General features: G+C 40.8%; 24 protein-coding genes and 1 riboswitch. Of the genes, 2 read left to right on the forward strand and 22 right to left on the reverse strand.

All coding sequences use genetic code 11. The features are described 5' to 3' along the window. Positions 1-217: 217 nt before the first annotated feature. The 15 genes from IEV52_RS15360 to IEV52_RS15430 form a co-directional block, all read right to left on the reverse strand. Complete coding sequence (locus IEV52_RS15360; RefSeq protein ID WP_188403377.1) at positions 218-853, reverse strand: GTP pyrophosphokinase; 636 nt, start codon at positions 851-853, stop codon at positions 218-220. Positions 854-974: 121 nt separating this feature from the next. After that, positions 975-1,577, reverse strand: coding sequence for a dienelactone hydrolase family protein (locus IEV52_RS15365; protein ID WP_308464581.1), 603 nt, complete (start codon positions 1,575-1,577; stop codon positions 975-977). A 44-nt stretch (positions 1,578-1,621) separates the two neighbouring features. Beyond that, the gene (locus IEV52_RS15370; protein ID WP_188403379.1) at positions 1,622-2,047 is read right to left on the reverse strand and encodes an NUDIX hydrolase; all 426 of its coding nucleotides are present in this window, start codon (positions 2,045-2,047) and stop codon (positions 1,622-1,624) included. Further along, complete coding sequence (locus tag IEV52_RS15375) at positions 2,044-2,772, reverse strand: ATPase (protein WP_188403380.1); 729 nt, start codon at positions 2,770-2,772, stop codon at positions 2,044-2,046. The genes IEV52_RS15370 and IEV52_RS15375 overlap by 4 nt, the downstream gene beginning before the upstream one ends. Continuing rightward, entirely contained in the window at positions 2,769-3,254 is a 486-nt protein-coding gene (locus IEV52_RS15380; RefSeq protein WP_188403381.1) for an ECF transporter S component, read from the reverse strand. The genes IEV52_RS15375 and IEV52_RS15380 overlap by 4 nt, the downstream gene beginning before the upstream one ends. After that, a complete protein-coding gene (locus IEV52_RS15385) occupies positions 3,247-3,834 on the reverse strand; it encodes a cob(I)yrinic acid a,c-diamide adenosyltransferase (RefSeq protein ID WP_188403382.1) in 588 nt (195 codons plus the stop codon). The genes IEV52_RS15380 and IEV52_RS15385 overlap by 8 nt, the downstream gene beginning before the upstream one ends. Before the next feature lie 17 nt (positions 3,835-3,851). Further along, positions 3,852-4,280 (reverse strand): bifunctional adenosylcobinamide kinase/adenosylcobinamide-phosphate guanylyltransferase, encoded by a 429-nt coding sequence (locus tag IEV52_RS15390; RefSeq protein WP_188403383.1) that lies wholly within the window; start codon positions 4,278-4,280, stop codon positions 3,852-3,854. Next, the gene (locus IEV52_RS15395; RefSeq protein ID WP_188403384.1) at positions 4,232-4,864 is read right to left on the reverse strand and encodes a histidine phosphatase family protein; all 633 of its coding nucleotides are present in this window, start codon (positions 4,862-4,864) and stop codon (positions 4,232-4,234) included. The genes IEV52_RS15390 and IEV52_RS15395 overlap by 49 nt, the downstream gene beginning before the upstream one ends. Beyond that, complete coding sequence (locus IEV52_RS15400) at positions 4,816-5,622, reverse strand: adenosylcobinamide-GDP ribazoletransferase (protein WP_188403385.1); 807 nt, start codon at positions 5,620-5,622, stop codon at positions 4,816-4,818. The genes IEV52_RS15395 and IEV52_RS15400 overlap by 49 nt, the downstream gene beginning before the upstream one ends. Next, positions 5,597-6,187 (reverse strand): bifunctional adenosylcobinamide kinase/adenosylcobinamide-phosphate guanylyltransferase, encoded by a 591-nt coding sequence (locus IEV52_RS15405; RefSeq protein ID WP_188403386.1) that lies wholly within the window; start codon positions 6,185-6,187, stop codon positions 5,597-5,599. The genes IEV52_RS15400 and IEV52_RS15405 overlap by 26 nt, the downstream gene beginning before the upstream one ends. Further along, positions 6,184-7,266, reverse strand: a complete 1,083-nt coding sequence (cobD, locus tag IEV52_RS15410) for a threonine-phosphate decarboxylase CobD (RefSeq protein WP_188403387.1) — start codon at positions 7,264-7,266, stop codon at positions 6,184-6,186. The genes IEV52_RS15405 and cobD overlap by 4 nt, the downstream gene beginning before the upstream one ends. Continuing rightward, the gene (gene cbiB / locus IEV52_RS15415) at positions 7,241-8,197 is read right to left on the reverse strand and encodes an adenosylcobinamide-phosphate synthase CbiB (protein WP_188403388.1); all 957 of its coding nucleotides are present in this window, start codon (positions 8,195-8,197) and stop codon (positions 7,241-7,243) included. The genes cobD and cbiB overlap by 26 nt, the downstream gene beginning before the upstream one ends. Continuing rightward, positions 8,191-9,657, reverse strand: coding sequence for a heme ABC transporter ATP-binding protein (locus IEV52_RS15420; RefSeq protein ID WP_188403389.1), 1,467 nt, complete (start codon positions 9,655-9,657; stop codon positions 8,191-8,193). The genes cbiB and IEV52_RS15420 overlap by 7 nt, the downstream gene beginning before the upstream one ends. After that, the gene (locus tag IEV52_RS15425; protein ID WP_188403390.1) at positions 9,654-10,718 is read right to left on the reverse strand and encodes a FecCD family ABC transporter permease; all 1,065 of its coding nucleotides are present in this window, start codon (positions 10,716-10,718) and stop codon (positions 9,654-9,656) included. The genes IEV52_RS15420 and IEV52_RS15425 overlap by 4 nt, the downstream gene beginning before the upstream one ends. Next, positions 10,681-11,640, reverse strand: a complete 960-nt coding sequence (locus IEV52_RS15430) for an ABC transporter substrate-binding protein (RefSeq protein ID WP_188403391.1) — start codon at positions 11,638-11,640, stop codon at positions 10,681-10,683. The genes IEV52_RS15425 and IEV52_RS15430 overlap by 38 nt, the downstream gene beginning before the upstream one ends. Positions 11,641-11,776: 136 nt before the next feature. Beyond that, a riboswitch (cobalamin riboswitch) is annotated at positions 11,777-11,957 on the reverse strand. A gap of 135 nt (positions 11,958-12,092) precedes the next feature. On the opposite strand from IEV52_RS15430, the gene IEV52_RS15435 reads away from it, so the two are divergent. Then, positions 12,093-12,242 carry a hypothetical protein gene (locus IEV52_RS15435; RefSeq protein ID WP_188403392.1) on the forward strand — a complete coding sequence of 50 codons (150 nt, stop codon included), beginning with the start codon at positions 12,093-12,095 and terminating at the stop codon, positions 12,240-12,242. Positions 12,243-12,291: 49 nt separating this feature from the next. Here the strand turns inward: IEV52_RS15435 and IEV52_RS15440 are convergent, their stop codons facing one another. From IEV52_RS15440 to IEV52_RS15460, 5 genes are all read right to left on the reverse strand, one after another. Further along, positions 12,292-13,272, reverse strand: coding sequence for a glycerophosphodiester phosphodiesterase family protein (locus IEV52_RS15440; RefSeq protein ID WP_188403393.1), 981 nt, complete (start codon positions 13,270-13,272; stop codon positions 12,292-12,294). Positions 13,273-13,475: 203 nt separating this feature from the next. Continuing rightward, positions 13,476-14,609, reverse strand: coding sequence for a zinc-dependent alcohol dehydrogenase (locus IEV52_RS15445; protein ID WP_188403394.1), 1,134 nt, complete (start codon positions 14,607-14,609; stop codon positions 13,476-13,478). A 91-nt stretch (positions 14,610-14,700) separates the two neighbouring features. Further along, complete coding sequence (locus IEV52_RS15450) at positions 14,701-15,051, reverse strand: hypothetical protein (protein ID WP_188403944.1); 351 nt, start codon at positions 15,049-15,051, stop codon at positions 14,701-14,703. Between the two features lie 79 nt (positions 15,052-15,130). Continuing rightward, complete coding sequence (locus tag IEV52_RS15455) at positions 15,131-15,367, reverse strand: YozQ family protein (RefSeq protein WP_188403395.1); 237 nt, start codon at positions 15,365-15,367, stop codon at positions 15,131-15,133. Between the two features lie 17 nt (positions 15,368-15,384). Next, entirely contained in the window at positions 15,385-15,540 is a 156-nt protein-coding gene (locus IEV52_RS15460) for a hypothetical protein (RefSeq protein WP_188403396.1), read from the reverse strand. A gap of 134 nt (positions 15,541-15,674) precedes the next feature. Here IEV52_RS15460 and IEV52_RS15465 point away from each other — a divergent pair, with 134 nt between their 5' ends. Further along, complete coding sequence (locus IEV52_RS15465; protein ID WP_188403999.1) at positions 15,675-15,833, forward strand: hypothetical protein; 159 nt, start codon at positions 15,675-15,677, stop codon at positions 15,831-15,833. Positions 15,834-16,057: 224 nt separating this feature from the next. Here the strand turns inward: IEV52_RS15465 and IEV52_RS15470 are convergent, their stop codons facing one another. After that, the gene (locus IEV52_RS15470; RefSeq protein WP_188403397.1) at positions 16,058-16,261 is read right to left on the reverse strand and encodes an alpha/beta-type small acid-soluble spore protein; all 204 of its coding nucleotides are present in this window, start codon (positions 16,259-16,261) and stop codon (positions 16,058-16,060) included. A gap of 446 nt (positions 16,262-16,707) precedes the next feature. Beyond that, on the reverse strand, positions 16,708-17,049 hold the full coding sequence (locus IEV52_RS15475; protein ID WP_188403398.1) for an avidin-fold protein: 342 nt from the start codon (positions 17,047-17,049) through the stop codon (positions 16,708-16,710). Positions 17,050-17,147 lie beyond the last annotated feature (98 nt).

A 17,147-nucleotide genomic window follows, 5' to 3' on the forward strand; every position in this document is an offset into this window, starting at 1 on the left:
GTAACCAATAGTAAAAAGTTTTTTTGAAGAAAATTCTAAGAAATAATTTCGCTAAAAAATAATCCACTTCCTTTGAAGGTATCGCAGGTACTATACTGATTGGTTTTGGCATAAAACTAGCGCTAGAAAAAAGTACAACATTAAGTTTCTTGTTAAAACTTTTTTATTTGTCAGATTGACTTAAGGTTGTAAATAGAAAGGTGTCACGATTGTTTGCTTAATTGGCTAGTAGTTTTGTTCTTAATCTTGACATTTCTTTATCCATTAAGGAAGAAGCTTTGGCAAGCTCAATTAGCTGCTTTTGAGCATCCTCAGGTATAGTCTCGCCTTGATATTTATAGTTTAGTTTATGCTCGGTGGATGCCCAAAAATCCATAGCGGAAGTACGAATTTGTATTTCTGCAGGAACCCATATTATTTCGTTGGACAGGATGACTTGGGTTTCTACAATCAGGTGCAAACTTTTATATCCGCTCATTTTTGGGTTTTGAATATAATCCTTTACGCGTATCAATCGAATGTCTTCACGTTGCTCGATATGCTCCTTCAACATATATACATCATCAATAAAACTTGTGACAATTCTAACACCCAAAATATCTCTTATTTCATTCCTCACCGCTTCTTGTGTTAAAGGAATTTCTTTTCTTTGTATTTTCTTCACCAAAGATCTTAATTTTTTCATACGTGTTTTCATATGTTCAATTGGGGAATAGCCATGTTGTGTTTTCCATTCTAAGTCAATAATCTTGAAATCACTTTCTAATTCATGTAATGCCATTTGGTAAGGTAAAAAGAAACCCCTCCAATTGTCTAATACTTTTTGAATAACCTCTATCTTTTCTTTCAGCATGTCCACAGCCCTCCTGTTATTATTCTTTTATCATAACACAGATGATTCAAACCGAAGTAAGAAGCTCGTTGTATGGATCATTCCTCTTTAACCAAATTTAATAATCTCTTCCCTACATATCTCACTGCCTTAAAAAATCACTCACCTTTTTGTAGGCTTGTTGTGCAGATTGTTTTTGAAAGTTTGGAGAGTATGGATCTGTGAATCCGTGATTTCCGGTTAATTGATAGACCTCAATATTCTTTTTTTGTAAGGATGTTACTAAATCGTCTACATGAAATGAATCCTCTTTTTCAGGGAAGAATAACATAACAGGGCACGTGGGCTCTATTTCAAGAAAATCTCTTATTCTCGATCCGTAAAAACCAACAACACCATCAACCGACCTATCATCACTGCATTTCCAAGCAATCGTAGCACCAACGCTAAATCCGACCAGATATACTTTCTTATATTTTTCTTTTACGTTTAAAACGAGTCGTTTCATTTGATTTGCAGCCTTTTTGAACCCTATGTTAATCATAAAATGTCTATAAGCAATCTCTTCCTCCTCATAAGAGAAAGGTGAATTCTTTTCAATAAAATTAGGACATATTGCATCAAAACCCTGACTTTCAAATAGCTTACAAACATTCTTGATATGTTCATTTATCCCATAAATTTCATGAAGTACAATAACTGCAGTGTCTCTTTTTTGCATGGTTCCTCCTATATATGTAAAAATTAAACTAGTGTTCTACAATTAATAAAAGCTGCCTCATTTGGCAGCTATCTATCTCTTAATATATACGGCACTGACTGATTGCTTTTTAACAATCCCTTAACATCTTTTCTTAAATGAACATATTGCTCAGCTTCCTCAGCATCCATCCAAGTAACCTCTTCTATTTCATCGGGCATTAAAATAGCTATCTCACCACCGATAATCCTTCCTCTAAAAACAAAGAAAATAGCGTGGTGTCCTCGATCTTCGAAGAATGCTTCGTTTACAGAAAAGATTCCATCCAGCTCAACATCCAAGCCTGTTTCTTCTTTTACCTCTCGCTTTGCTGCTTCTTCCAGGGTTTCTCCCGGTTCAACTGCTCCACCTGGAAGTGTGTAGTAAGAGAAATCTTTGCCTTTATTTTTCACCAATAGAATCTTTTCGTTCTCTTCATCAAAAAGAAGGACATAGGTAACATCTACTCGTTTCATAAGTTCTTATCTGCCTTTTTATATATTGAATAAAATAGATTTCCGGTTAACTTCTTAAGCTGATTTTCAATTTTCGGATTGTAACTGATTAAAACACAACTGGACGGTCCTGCTGATTTATCCATTGGTAAACTGCAGCCATAATCATGAGGATGCTCGCATATTACACTTAGTTCTTTTCCAATACCTTGAGAACCCACTGGAACGAGTTCGTAAACACCTTCCAACTGGCAGAGCTCTTGAAAAAAACGAAGTGGTAAAACCTCATCACGTTGCCTTATGATTTCTTCTCCAACAAGCGGTTTTCCAATCACAGCATAGCTTGTATCTTCTAGCGTCGTACCGATCCGTAGACCTGTTTCTTTTACCGAACCAATAAGTGTAAAGCTGGAAGCAGACTGCTTTAACGAAAAATTGCTTTCTGTGCTGCCAATGATCTCGATGTTCTCCAACCCTACCTCTTTAAAGGCTCTTTGAGCGCCTTGCACCATTGAATCCCAAACGTTTTCTTCATTAAAAGAATGAATGATAAAAGTTCGAGGTCCCGCTCCCACCGCTAGTGTTTCCATCACACAAACTCTTGCTCCGTAATAGGCGACAACATCATAAGGAACGTTGACCTCGTCTTCTCTCTTCTCTCCTACACTGCCTGAATTATCAGCTGCAACTGTCATTAACAGATCATCCTGTAGAGGAACAATAGAGATATCCCGGCTGTTTTTCATCGTTCCATCCGGAGCAGCGAGTTTCGTAATGCAGGTTCGATTCTTGGGATAAGGAGCCACGCAACAATAACATTCATAACTGTCGCAGCAAGCAAGCTAGGAATTAGTGCCATAACGACAGCTTTACCGAGGAACGGCCAAAAGCTTAAAGGAGCTGCCAAACCATTCCCTGCAATAAAAGCAATGTTTGCAGTCTTTTTTCGATTCTTGCGGTATAAAGCTCCAAAAAGAAAAACCAATCCACCCATAAGGACCCCAACTAAAACATGAAGCGGACCTAGCGGAAAACCAGCAAGCCCAGCCGACAAAAGATGTCCCAGGATTGCGACACCAAGACCAAACACAGGTGAAATTAGTGCAGCTCCTGCTAGAGCAGGCATGGAATCAAACGCCACACTCCCTATGGGTGAAGGGATTTTAAGGAATGACCCTGCTGCCGATAGAGAAAGAAAGACAATGAAGAAGGCATACTTTCTATTCATGATCGTTTTCTTTACGTTTTCCGCCACGGAAAACAATCGCACTGCGTTCATACTCAACATCATTTACTCCAGAGCGGAAGTTAACGACTCTCGCTATCGCAAAGAAATAGTCAGACAGCCGGTTCACGTATTTGAGTACAACGGTATTAATCTCTTCAGACTGCTGTAACTCTACGATTTCTCTTTCACCTCTTCTTGCGATCGTGCGGCAAACGTGGATATATGCTGATGCTTCTGTCCCGCCTGGCAAGATGAATCGTTCTAGTTCTGGCGCTTCTTTTATGTACTCATCGATTCTTTCCTCCAAAAACGAGATGATCTCCTCTTTTGCTTTAAATGGATAATCTTTTTTAACCGCTGAGAGATCGCCGCCGCAATCAAAGAGTTCATGCTGAATCTTAATCAGCTCGTTTCTGATATCATCGAACTTTGATTCCTGAAGTTTGGCAATGGTTAAACCCACAAAACTATTAAGCTCATCTAACGTACCATATGCTTTTACACGGATGTCACTTTTGGCCAGTCTTCCGCCAATCACACTTGTCATCCCTTTATCGCCTGTTCGTGTATACAGTTTCATCGTCCATTCCTCCGTTTTCATTTTAGTTGGTGTGACAGTCCGTACCAGATGATATCTACTTGGTCGGCCATCATCGTAATGTCTTGGTAGAACCAGCCTGTATAGTCGCGCCACATTCTGTCTTCTTTATTCATCGGTACAATTCCTTTTCCAATGTCCGTTCCGATCAAAACGAGCTGGCGGCCATACGCTTCTTTTTCCCACGCAATCCATGTTTTCAAGTGTTTCTCTAACCTTTCTCTAGGATCTGAGTGGTTTTCCCTGATCACTTGTCGAACGAAATTCTCTAATCCTTCAATCACTATGAGTGAGTATGTAGAAAAATCAATATGGAAATATTCAGATTCATATCCGCTAAACCAAGCTGCATCTTCCCTCGGAACACCATATGTTTTCTTCACCCATTTCGCTTTACCGTTAAAGGCGCCGCCTGTAACAAAGTGCATCGTCCTGCTACTCCTCCTTCCCAAGTAAGCGTATATCCTTGTCCATGTCCCGTGCTCCATTCCCAAAGATCACGTTTTTCTGGAGCGAATTGTGACAGAAGGAAGCGAATCGGACCACCATGTCCAAGGATTACAACATGATTGAGATTGTTATTCTCAAATAAGGGGAGAACTTCATTTTGCCATCCCGATAAAACACGTTTCTCAAAGTTAGCTAAGTCTTCTCCATTTGGCGGACAAACCTCTTTCGGATCGTCAATCCATTTTCGGTACTGTAGATTTCCGCAAAGATCATCATACGTCTTATTCTCCCAATCACCAAAATTCATTTCTCTAAAGCCTTCACACGTTTGAACCAGGAAACCTGGAAACAAAAGCTCGGCTGTCTCCACACATCTTCTTCTGTCACTTGATAGAATTAGATCTGGTTTGGGATAAATACCATCTTGTTTTAAGGCCTGAAGCTCATTTATGCCTTCATCACAAAGAGAGTGGTCAGAAAAACCTATATATCGCTTTTCCTGATTGGCCTTTGTTAAGCCATGACGTATGAGAGTAACAGCCATCCGACGAACCATAGCCATGTTTCCATCCCTTCTGTAAAGGCACCGACTGAATCTCCAGAGATGCCGCTAAATTGCTTGATGATAAACCTTCTACCCAGCGTAAATCCAACTGCACTTACTACAAGCATGACAAGAAAAATCATCGCTTCACCTGACCAATACGCCAGTACAAGAGCAATTACCATATACCATCCATAAAACCAAACATTTTTTCTTTCTACGTTTTTTCTGAATTCGTATGCCATCCCTTCTTCTTTCGCGAGGGGAGTCAATAAAAGAAGAACGCCCATCCATGTCCTCGAGAGTAACGGAACAAATAAAAAGATAAGGCATACATCTGATCCGGCCATTTTGACACTCTCATACATGAATAAGTACCGCCAGCTTAAAAGAAAAAGTACAGATAGAACGCCAAAGGCACCGGTTCTTGGGTCCTTCATGATCTGAAGTCTTTTCTCAATATCTCTATATGAAAAATAAGCATCACTCGCGTCCATCCAGCCGTCTAGGTGCAATCCGCCTGTCAGAAAAACAGAACAAGTGAACACGTAAAAAGAGATGATTAACAGTGAAAAGCTAGAATGCTCTAAAAGAATGAAAGCCTGAAGTGCAACAAGTCCACCGAGCAGAAGTCCAATCAATGGATAGAAACGAAAACTCCAGCTACTCGTCATTGTTGTCCATTGTAACGGTACTCTGAGAGGAATAGCTGTCAAAAACTGAACAGCAAGCCCCAAACCGTGAAGCACATTAGAATAAGATGGATTGTTTTTCAAGCGCATGCGGCCCCTTTCGCAAAATCGGCATTCCCTGTTCCACCTGATACACCCAGTCACTTTTTTGTACAATGTCCTGATGAAGTATTCCTAGCATCTGTGCAAAATAATATGTCCCGCTATCTCTTAAAGGCATTCCATAATTTACTTCATTAGACACCACGATTAGGGTGTTCTCCTCACTTAGTGCGATAATTCCATCGATGATTTTTTTATAAACACCCTTACGGTAATCTTTTTGCAGCCACTGTTCTCGCTTCTCTTCCCAACCATAAAAAAGCTCGTTTGTTAGTAAGTTGGTCAAGCAATCCAACAGAATCACACTGTTTGGTTCAAAGTTATATTCTATTTCGTGGATATTTCGTGCTTGTTCCCACGTTTTCCACCTATACCCGCTTCTTTCACGATCGTCAACGTGTCTCTTGATCCGATGAAGCATCTCTCCATCTTGCCTTGCACTTGTTGCGATGTAATGAATAAGAGTCTGTCCTCCGTAATAGACAGCCGTCGTTTCTGCAAAACTGCTCTTACCGCTTCTTACACCACCTGTTATAAAAATGATCATGTATTATTCCAGCTTTCCAGGACAGAGAGAAGCCGATTATTCTCTTCAGGAGCACGGATTGCCACACGCAGACCTTTTCCGTCAATTCCTCTAAAATTTTCTGTATGCCTAACTACAATACCGTTTGTAAACAGAAACAATAGAAGCGGAAACAGATCTTCAGGGCTTTCCTTTTTCTGAAGTACATAAAAGTTTACTGATGATGGGGATGCTTCAAACCCCAAAGAATCTAAAATAGGAAAGATACGTCCTCGTTCTGAGGAAATGTCCAGAGCTGTTTGCTTTATGTACATCTCACCACTCTCCAGACAAATAGAACCTAGTCGCTGTGCAACTCCATTCACACTCCATGGCGGCTGAAGGGTCTTTAGACGGGTGACCCGTTCTTCAGAGGCTATCGCATAACCGATCCGAGCTCCCGGGAGGTGAAACATTTTAGTCAGCGACCTTAAAATAATGATGTTTGGGTATTGATTTAGGAACGGTACCGCCGATACTGGTTTTTCCATAAAGTGAAGAAACGCTTCATCAATGACCAATGTAACACCGTAGGTCGCAGCGAGATGGATGACAGCCTCCAATTCTTCTCGCTCGTAAGAAACACCTGTCGGATTGCTCGGATGGCAGAAGAAGCAAAGCTGTTTTCCTATGAGATCTTTTTTTAATTCCTCTAGATCCAGTCTCCATGCGTTCTCCCTTTTTGTTAGGTAAGAATGGACTTCACACCCGTTTACTGCACAGGCATCACGGTATTCAGAAAAAGCGGGTTCAACGATCAGCACCTTGCTTCCGCGGTAGGCTTGAGCAATCAAAAAGATCAGTTCAGCAGCTCCGTTGCCTGGCAGTATCTGCTCTTTTCCCACCCCGTCTTTTTCGGCTGCTTTTTCAATAAAATCCCTGCACGTTGGATCAGGATAGTGAAGGATCTCTTCGTAAAGATTCCTCCAAACCGTACTTATTTCTGGCAGAGGCGGAAATGGATTTACATTAACACTGAAATCCACACTGCCTTTTTTCACTTCACTTTTTAATGACTGCGCAAGCAATTGAGGATTAGCACCATGATTGGGTAACAGCAAGATAGATCCCTCCTATCGCTAGTAAGAATAAAGTAAACCACACCACTGCTTTTTGCATAATGGATATAGACTGTACGATATGCAAAGGTTCTAACTCCGAATGTGCTTCACCGATAACGGGTCGGTGTGAAACGACCCCTTTATATGTATTCGTACCTCCGAGCTGGATGCTGAGGATTCCTGCAACAGCCGCTTCTCCCCAGCCGCTGTTCGGGCTTGGATGGTTCTTCGCTTCTTTTTTTAACCACATAAGCGAAACGGGCTTTCTTTTTCGATTGCCTAAAATCATCAGTAAACCAGTAAGTCTCGCAGGGATGTAGTTTAAGAGGTCATCGAATCTTGCTGATGCCCAGCCGAACTCTAAAAATTTATCATTCTTGTAGCCTACCATCGAGTCACACGTATTAACTGCCCGATATAACAAAGCAAAAGGCGCACCGCCGAGTAAAGCAAAAAAGAGCGGTGAGGATATTCCGTCACTCGTATTTTCTGCTATCGTTTCAACAGCTCCTCTTACGATATCAGGCTGATGAAGTTGATCCGTATCACGGCCAACAATCCAGCTAAGCTTAAAGCGCGCCTCTTTAATATCTCCTCTGACGAGCGGATCATAAACGGAGAGGCCCGCTTCTTTTAGCCCTCGTGCAGCAATGGTAGAAGCAATTAGAAATGACTCTACTAAAATACCAGTCAACCAATGAATCTGATATGCCCCCCACACCACTCCCATTGAAAGGATACATGTGATAATAAGGACGGAGACGAGCATTAAAACCCCTTTTTGCTTTTTGTATCTGCCTTTATTTAAAAGCCGTTCACCGGTAGAAATCAATTTGCCAAATCCTCTTACCGGGTGAGGCAGCCAACGTGGATCTCCGATAAGCTGATCAATAAAGACTGCTATGATGATACTTACAAAATGGTTCAGCATAACGCCATTCTTTTCCTATAGTTTTCAATGGCCTGACCAATTGCTTCGTAAACTCCTTTACCAATCGCTTTTCCTAGAAGAGTAATCGTCCCAGCATACATCGTGTGAGTACCCGATTGAGTGGAGGCGATACACAGACTATCTGTAGAAGTTCCGGTAGCCATCGTTTTAGTTACAGGATCAAGCACCTCGTGTTCCCGCAGTGCACTTGATTTTGCTTCTGTTGCGGTCATCATCGCCTGAACGAACGCTTCATCTGTCAGTTTACTCTCAATAAAGATCCAGATGTTGATGGTTCCGATTGTCACATCTTCCTCTTTTCGAATCCATGACTGAGCCGCATCTACCGCATTACCTGTACCTGCTGTGGCTGCAATCAGAAGGGAGAAGTCTTTTTCTTGGATCGAAACTACGCCAGCATCTTCTAACCTGGCCGCAGTCATCATACCAATCGTATCGTGCGGATCAAACTGTCTTTGCTGTAGATAGTCCTTATATTCATTGTGTGCATCGTCAATATAATAGTTTTTATCCACATGACGGTTGACGAACGTGGATGCCCACTGAAACCCTCCGCCTATCAACGCAGACGACAGCGTTTTCAATGGAAAAGGACTGGAAAACACCATAAGCTCTTTCGATGCTGTCAGTTCGATCGACTGAATCGTTTTCTCTTGTGCATCCATTTCAGGAACTGGCGCGATCAATGGACTAGGTGTAGAAGGGTGTTCCTGACGGGTTAAATTTGTATCGTATACGTCTTGAAGAAGATCTTGATTCATAATGGCACGTGGTTGTCCGTCTGCTTTTACACTTCCTTCATCCAACAGAATGATTTCATCACAATAAAGGCTCGCGATATTCAGATCATGAAGGATCGCAACTACGGTTAACTCTTTTGAAAATATCCACTTCTTCAAGAGATCCATCAATTTCATCTGATACGAAAGGTCCAGGTGGTTTGTTGGTTCATCGAGAAGCAATATTTCAGGTTCTTGGGCGAGTGCCTTTGCCAGCATGACTCTCTGTTGTTCCCCGCCACTCAACTGATTTATATTCTTGTGTGCAAAACCTTGAACACCAGTCAGCTCCATCGCTTCATTTACAACCTGCTCGTCGTATGCACTTGCAGCCTTTAGCAGTCCTTTGTAAAAAGGATATCTGCCGAGCTCTACGACTTCGCGGACAGTAAAGTCAAATGAACTCTCAGCATGCTGCGGAAGAACAGCGATCACTCTTGCCAGCTCTTTAGCCGAATAGTCCTGCAATCTTTTACCTTTAATCAGAACTTCTCCACCGTTCATTGGATGAGTTCCGTTCAACACTTTCATAAGTGTGGTTTTTCCGCTTCCGTTCGGTCCGATAATTCCAGTCATCTTCCCTTTTGATATGGATAGAGAGATGTCATTTAAGACCTTCTTTCCTTCATACCCAGCGTTTACTTTTACAGCAGAAATCATGTGGTCACCCTCTTTCGTCGATGTTGGATAAAGATGATCGCAAATACAGGACTACCGATGATCGCTGTCAGAACACCGATCGGCAGCTCAGTTGGCGCAATGATCGTACGTGCCAGTAAATCGACCAGCACTAAAAACACACCGCCAAGCAACATGGAAAGAGGCAGCAGCTGTCTGTGATCAACTCCCCAAATCATTCGCCCGATATGGGGGATCACGAGACCTACAAATCCGACGGTTCCCGATACGGCAACCGCTGACCCTGTTAATAAAGAAGCACCGAGAAGGACAATCGTTGTATGTTTCTTCACATCAACACCAATGCTCTTAGCATCACTTTGGCTGAAAGACATAGCGTTCAGTTCCCTTGCACTCGTTAATAGCATGAGCAAACCCGCTGCAAGAAACGGTGCGATCAACGAAACGTAAGGCCAGCCTCTCATGGAAACACTCCCCAAAAGCCAGCCAATGATCTGACGCAGCTCCTCACCTGATAATGCGATGAGCAGTGATATGAGAGCACCAAGAAAGGAACTGCATAGGATGCCTGCTAAGATGATGGTTTCCACAGACAGGTTCCGCTGTACTAAACGGGCAAAAGAGATCACACCAACGAGCGTAAGAAAACCTGCAACAATGGAGACGACGGGCAGTGTGAAATTTCCGATACCCGGCAGCTGCAGCCCAAAAAACAGTACGATAACAGCTCCAAGCGATGAACCTGAAGATACACCGAGTGTGTAGGGATCTGCGAGAGGATTTTTTAAGAGTCCTTGGAAAGCCGTTCCCGCTAACGCTAGCGCAAACCCCACTAACATAGCAAGCAGCACCCTTGGAAAACGGATCTGCATAATAATCGAAACGGTCGAAGAATCAATTTCTTTTGGCAATGGATAATGAAAAATTTCTGCACCTAATATTTGAACGACATGAAAAAGGGGGATCGATACGGAACCGATCGATATCCCCAAAACCAGTGCTGCAGCGAGTAAGATAAATAGTGCTGCATATGAAAAATAAAGTTTACTTTTTGAATACTTCCGGATAGATAGCTTGTGCAAGCTCCTCCACTCCTTCAATCAATCGCGGACCAGGACGTGTTACTTTGTCCGAATGAACATCATAGATGTGGTTATTCTTAACAGCTGTTACATCTTTCCAAGCTTGTCTTGCCATCACTTGCTCTTTTGGCTTTTCCGTATAGTAGCCATAGGTTGTTACGACTACATCCGGGTTGTAGGCTACCGGCTGTTCTTCTGAAACTTTTGCCCAGCCATCTAGGCCTCCTGCTGCGTTCTCCGCATTGATAGCTTGCAGCATTTCATCGATAAACGTTCCTTTTCCAGCTGTATAAATCTCTGGAGAAGGGGAGATCTCTACCCATACTTTTTTCTTTTCTTTTACTGTTTCAGCTTTTTCCTGAATATCTTCAAGATCATCCTTCATAGACTTCACGAGCTTGTCGCCTTTACTCTCCGTTCCTGTTACTTCAGCGATAGTATCGATCGAGTCAAACGTATCTTTAAAGTTTGTTGCATCATTTACAACAAATACTGTTATGCCGGCATCTTCAAGTTGTTTTAACCCGTCTTTTGCTGCAGCCATCCCTGATTCATGAGCAAGTACAAGGTCAGGTTTTAAGCCAACTATCTTTTCAACGTTAAATTCCATGCCGCCGATCTTTGTCTTTTTTGCTGCTGCCTCTGGATAATTATCAAAATCTGATACGCCTGCAACTTCTTTCTCTAATCCAAGGGCAAACAAAATTTCCGTGTTGCTCGGAAGCAATGACACGATTCTTTCCGGCTTTTCATCAATGGTTATTTCTTTTCCACTAGCGTCTTTGATTTTTACAGGAAAATCTGATTTTTGCGTTTGTGCACCATTTTCGTTCTTCTTAGCTGTTTCGTTTTCCGTGGAACAGCCAGTGATAATTGCGATCACCAATAAAAGCATCATGGTGATTTGTGTAAACTTCTTCAAACTCTTCACGCTCCTGTTATGTATCGTATTTAGCTGTCTTTCGTGCAAAAGAAAAAGCCCTCCCTTTTAAGGAGAGCAAATCAATAGTAAAAATCATGATATACGATGATTACGATCGCTTCACCTTTCCTCGAAGGTTGCACAGACAGATAAGGCAGGTATCCTGACTCTCGTTCATCAAGCTTCTTTCCCTTCCCATTCTATTAGAACAGTGGATTGTGAGAAGCTCTCCCGATTACAGTGGCGGGACCGTGCTGGACTTTAACCAGCTTCCCTTTTAACGTTTATACAAACGAACCTTATATGTTTATTCAGCTATCACCATTATACCGCTTTAACCAAAAATATGAAGATTAATTTCAACAAAATAAGTGAGATCTGTATTCCTTGTGTTTTGGGGTTAATTCCTTTGGCTCTTGGTAAGAATAATAATAAAAAAGGAGAGATCAAACATGGAACAACATAAAGAATATAGTGCCGCAGATCTGCCGGCTGAACTGGTGAACGAACTTCAATCGTTCGAACAGAAACTTAGCGGCCAATCTAACAAAAATTTAGTGGTGATCGCCTACGAAAAAGATTCTGAGAATACAGGCAGATAGATAAGAAAGAGAGAAATAGATGCATACCTATTTCTCTTTTCTTTTTTGCCTATCTGCTTTTCTTCACTTTATCTTCTATCACATCGATTCGATTAGTCCAGATGCCTCCGGAGTAGTGAGCGGGCAGCCTCTCTAAATCTTCCACTGTATCAAAGCCTTCTGACCAGCCTCCATCACCAGCAACCATGAGGACACGCGTACCTTTATCCTCTAAACGAGTGATAAATTTCTCAGACCAGCCCCACATCCACGGTCCATAACTTTCCGGCATATGAATTTGTGTATGTTCACATGTTGAAGGGACATAGCCTGTCCATCCTACAGCCATATAAGGCAGCAAGCAGCTCTTCATCGTTTCTTTTGACATTACACGCATTTCCGGCAGGTTTTGCTTCAGCGTCTTAATCGGCTGATCACCTCCGTAAACAGTAAGCTGACTTAATCGATCCTTAGATAATTTGCCTAGGTGTTCCGCGAGCAGTTCTCCTTCATCCGGATCATCACTTTTAATATGAATCAAGAAGTCCTCATCTGGAAAAGCTGATAACACTTCATTCAGCGACGGCATTAGTCCTACACCTTTTCCGCGGAAAGGATACGTCTTTCCTTCGTCTGCCGTATACCCGTAACCGATATCTAATTGCTTCAGTTCTTCCATCGAATATTCTCTTGTCACGCCTTCACCATTCGTACGACAATCGAGTGTCCAATCATGAAACACGGCAAAATCTTTGTCTTTTGTCATCTGTACATCAAATTCAACAACATCTGCACCTTCTTTAAAAGCAGCTTTTATCGAAGGAATCGTATTCTCTAAATACATATGTACGGGCTCGTGTATCCTTTCAGCCGTACATGTTTCACCTGTAATACCTTCCATATCAAAGGTTTGAGCCAGACCTCTATGGGCCATTAACCAAGGTTTGGCATCATCTTCATCTTTTTTGGTAAACAATGAACTGTTATTTATATACATAAAAGCGAACATGATCATACATATTATCAGTATCTTTTTCCATTTGCCTCTCATATCCACTTTCCCCTAACTTCCTTTTTATACAATCATTCACATTATAGGAAAGCTCCCCAGCTGCCTCAATGGTCATTTCATGATAGTTTCATGATAAACTTCCTTTATGCATCCTCTCGCATTTTTTTAAGCCCTCCAGCAAAGCGTCTTTTTATTTACAAAAAACCCTAATTCTCCTTGTTTAAGGAAAATTAGGGGTTGACTTATGGTTTTAGTATAACTTTAATACAATTGTCTTCTTTTTTGTTAAAGATGTTATACCCATGCGAAGCCTCATCCAGAGGAAGTGAGTGAGTGATGATGGCGGTCGGATCAATATCACCATTTACAATTTGTTTATACAGCTCTGGCATATAGGCTCTAGCTGGTGCCTGCCCCATCTTAATGGTCACATTTCTTGAGAAGAATGGACCTAAAGGAAACATATTGTACAAACCGCCGTAAACTCCAGTTAATTGGACAGTACCACATTTTCGAACCGCTTTTGTCGCGATCTGTATTGGTCCAAGTGTTCCGCCTTGCATCTTTAACTTTTGTTCTACAAATTCTAATGGTGACTTCTTACCGTCCATCCCCACACAATCGATCACAACGTCTGCTCCACCGCTTGTTAGTTCTTTTAAGGTCTCACCCATGTCGTCGTATTTTGTAAAATCGAAAGTTTCCGTTTTGTTCATCTTTTTGGAATGGTCTAATCGATAATCAAAATAATCGACAGCGATTACTCGATCAGCTCCTTTTTTCCAAGCGAATTGCTGAGCCATCAAGCCGACAGGACCACATCCTAATACGATTACGGTATCCCCTTTTTTCACACCAGCATGTTCAACACTCCAAAAAGCTGTAGGGAGTACATCAGATAAAAATAATAATTTTTCATCTTCAAGCTCACAATCCTCTGGAATTTGAAAAGGTGTATAGTTTCCAAATGGAACTCGAAGATATTCAGCCTGTCCACCAGGGTAATTTCCGAATTTTTCCGTATAGCCAAATAAACCGCCTGAATCATAATGCGGGTTCGAGTTATCACATTGACTCTCTTGATGCTGGTTACAATATGGACAAGTTCCACATGCAACAGTAAAAGGAACAACAACACGGTCTCCCTTTTTTAATTTTGTTACTTCAGGACCAACTTCTTCAACGATACCCATTGGTTCATGACCGATCACATAACCGATCGGAACAGGAAGATTCCCTTGATATAGGTGAAGGTCTGAACCACATATTGCGGTGGAAGTGATCTTAACAATAACATCTTGTTTTTCTTGTATTTTGGGGTCTTCTACTTGTTTTACACTTATTTCATTTTTTCCTTGATAGGTTACAGCCTTCATTAATAAAGACCTCCTATTTTTTTGTGCGTCAAAATTGAAACGTCAAAATTAGGGTTCACAATCCAAAAGAGATTATACTTGTATATAATCTTTATATATTTCTTTCAACATACTCAGCTTGATAGGAATTTTCTCCTGCATGTACAGATAATAAGGTGTCTGCATAACCGACTAGACGATTGATCGTTTCATCTGCTACAGCACAAATAAGCTTATGACATTCATGTTTATAAAGAGCGGGATCATCCAAAATAATGGTTGTATTGATGAATACATCACGATTGCCAAAAAGGTTATAATGAACGATTACTTTACCGGCAGCCCCTTTAGATACAGGATCTCGATACGACTTAAGAAACATATACCATTCTTCAGCAGTGGACGATCGAAAGTTTTTCGTGAACTTCATCGAGCTAATTTCCCGGTTGATAAAATCATCCATTTCAGGATTGGGAATCTCATATACATTTCCGTCCAAAAGGCATCCTCCTAAGTAAAACAAGCTGAACCAAAAAGACGAATTAACGTCCTTTTGGATCAGCTTTTCTGCTTTCATAATGTTCTCGTTTTAATGGAACGTCTTCACCTTCCACATTTTCGATTACTCCATCAACCGTTCCTTCCATATACGTATCACTTACTTGCTCGTGAGTAGTTGCAAGTCCTTTTGCGAGCTCTGAATTACTTTTGTAATCACTGACTTCATAATTTTTTTCAGCAAGCTCATTGCTTGTCTTTTGTTCTTTTTCATTTGGCATAAACTTGGCTCCTTTACTCATTTTTTCCCGCTATTCTTTAATTTTGCTTCTCTTTCTTTAATCTCCTCGGCATCATCAGCTGTTACCATTTGGTGTACTTCTCCAGGCGACTCTTCAGGCCCTTTCACGTTCATATGATATTGGTTCTTGTTTGTTTGTCCTTCGGTAGCCATTTCTTTCACTCCTTTTTACTCACTCCTTTATTATGCAAACATTCCCGGATATTTATTTATGAGATTGGTCTAACACTAAGGGTGTTACAAATACAGGTGTTTGAAGTACTAAAATGGAAAGGAGGGGATTGACCGTGGAAAACGATACAACAAAACCAAACATAAAGAGGCCTCAAAATGCTCAGCATATTGATGAACTTTTTGGATTAGAACCCATGATGAGTTTGCAATCTGTTAATTATGCAACATCAGGCAATCAGTATCTTACTGAGCAAACAGAAAGTGAAGATTAAATGATTACACCAGGCAGGCAAATTCCTAACCGACCTCATCTTTCATTGAACATTATAAGGACACGTTTAGAAGTAATTAAGACATGTTAAGATGAGTTATTAAAAATTTAAAACTAAAAAAGTCGGGGATACCCTATGAATGATGTTCAAAATTCTTCGGTGATCCCTTTCACATAAATAAAGGCTGCCCATGCATGGGCAGCCTTAGCCATGATATACAATTATTAACGAAGTCCGCCAGATAGTTGAGATTGTGCTTGAGCGACAAGACGCTTTGTGATCTCACCACCTACAGATCCGTTAGCACGAGAAGTTGTATCTGGTCCAAGTTGTACACCGAACTCAGAAGCTATTTCATACTTCATTTGGTCAAGAGCTTGTTGAGCTCCAGGTACTACTAATTGGTTGTTGCTGTTGTTTCTAGCCATATTTTTCACCTCCCTTAATGGGGTTATGTTTCCACTTTCTGTTACGGCATTTTGGTTTTTTAAAGAGGAGAGGACGATAAAATTTCGTCCTCTGTGAAACAAATGGCAAACCTAGCTATTTGTTACCAATAGTGTTTTCCTAACGAGATAATCTTATTCATCTTTTTTTAAAGCCTGTAAAGATATACAAAAAAAGAGCAAATATAATTTGCTCTTTTTTTTTGCAGTTCGTATGGTATAATTATCCAAAATCTTAAGGAGAATGAACTTGGATAACAGTATAGTATTTGCCTTTTTTCCACTTATAACTTTACTATTCTACATAGCACCTATCGTATTTATCGTTTGGTTCTTATTAAGAATTCTTAAATTACAACGAGAGAAAAACGAAATCCTTAAAGATATCTCAGACAAGCTAACAAAACGATAATAAATGGAAGTGGAAGCTACTTTACCTCTTCAATAACTGATTCCCCTTCACTCTGATCAGCATCAGTCCACTTCCATTTTTCATGAAGTCTGATTCTTCCGTCAGACAGCGTCTCGGGTGTCGAAACGCATTCGCCGCCTCTAATATCACCTTCTTTGTTCACATGATTGTATCTGAATCGTAAAATACCATCGTCGCTTACAATTCCAATTAGTGTCCCTTTTATAATTTCTCCACCACCGTATGTAGCTGATATAATGTTCCCTTCCTGTTTGTAGTGAAATGTTGTTTTAGAAGACACCTCCCCATTTGCGGTATTTTGAACAGAAACAAATGTTTTACCTTCATAATAAGCCAATATACACCCTCCTATTTTTAAAATATTCAAATAACTTAACACATCCATTTACTTTTTTCCAATTAAAAGGCCTTACTAGGTTTAAAGTTATATATACA

This window comes from Fictibacillus barbaricus (assembly GCF_014635025.1).
In the GTDB taxonomy this organism is placed as follows: domain Bacteria; phylum Bacillota; class Bacilli; order Bacillales; family Fictibacillaceae; genus Fictibacillus; species Fictibacillus barbaricus.

Bases quoted from the DNA above. Each gene is read 5' to 3' on its own strand.
- IEV52_RS15380 (WP_188403381.1), bottom strand. From the start codon at position 3,254: ATGAATAGAAAGTATGCCTTCTTCATTGTCTTTCTTTCTCTATCGGCA.
- IEV52_RS15405 (WP_188403386.1), bottom strand. From the start codon at position 6,187: ATGATCATTTTTATAACAGGTGGTGTAAGAAGCGGTAAGAGCAGTTTT.
- IEV52_RS15395 (WP_188403384.1), bottom strand. From the start codon at position 4,864: ATGGCTATGGTTCGTCGGATGGCTGTTACTCTCATACGTCATGGCTTA.
- IEV52_RS15455 (WP_188403395.1), bottom strand. From the start codon at position 15,367: ATGCCAAATGAAAAAGAACAAAAGACAAGCAATGAGCTTGCTGAAAAA.
- IEV52_RS15370 (WP_188403379.1), bottom strand. From the start codon at position 2,047: ATGAAACGAGTAGATGTTACCTATGTCCTTCTTTTTGATGAAGAGAAC.
- IEV52_RS15440 (WP_188403393.1), bottom strand. From the start codon at position 13,272: ATGAGAGGCAAATGGAAAAAGATACTGATAATATGTATGATCATGTTC.
- IEV52_RS15390 (WP_188403383.1), bottom strand. From the start codon at position 4,280: ATGCACTTTGTTACAGGCGGCGCCTTTAACGGTAAAGCGAAATGGGTG.
- IEV52_RS15385 (WP_188403382.1), bottom strand. From the start codon at position 3,834: ATGAAACTGTATACACGAACAGGCGATAAAGGGATGACAAGTGTGATT.
- IEV52_RS15470 (WP_188403397.1), bottom strand. From the start codon at position 16,261: ATGGCTAGAAACAACAGCAACAACCAATTAGTAGTACCTGGAGCTCAA.
- IEV52_RS15420 (WP_188403389.1), bottom strand. From the start codon at position 9,657: ATGATTTCTGCTGTAAAAGTAAACGCTGGGTATGAAGGAAAGAAGGTC.
- IEV52_RS15450 (WP_188403944.1), bottom strand. From the start codon at position 15,051: ATGGATGATTTTATCAACCGGGAAATTAGCTCGATGAAGTTCACGAAA.
- IEV52_RS15445 (WP_188403394.1), bottom strand. From the start codon at position 14,609: ATGAAGGCTGTAACCTATCAAGGAAAAAATGAAATAAGTGTAAAACAA.
- IEV52_RS15360 (WP_188403377.1), bottom strand. From the start codon at position 853: ATGCTGAAAGAAAAGATAGAGGTTATTCAAAAAGTATTAGACAATTGG.
- IEV52_RS15375 (WP_188403380.1), bottom strand. From the start codon at position 2,772: ATGAAAAACAGCCGGGATATCTCTATTGTTCCTCTACAGGATGATCTG.
- cbiB (WP_188403388.1), bottom strand. From the start codon at position 8,197: ATGCTGAACCATTTTGTAAGTATCATCATAGCAGTCTTTATTGATCAG.
- IEV52_RS15460 (WP_188403396.1), bottom strand. From the start codon at position 15,540: ATGGCTACCGAAGGACAAACAAACAAGAACCAATATCATATGAACGTG.
- IEV52_RS15435 (WP_188403392.1), top strand. From the start codon at position 12,093: ATGGAACAACATAAAGAATATAGTGCCGCAGATCTGCCGGCTGAACTG.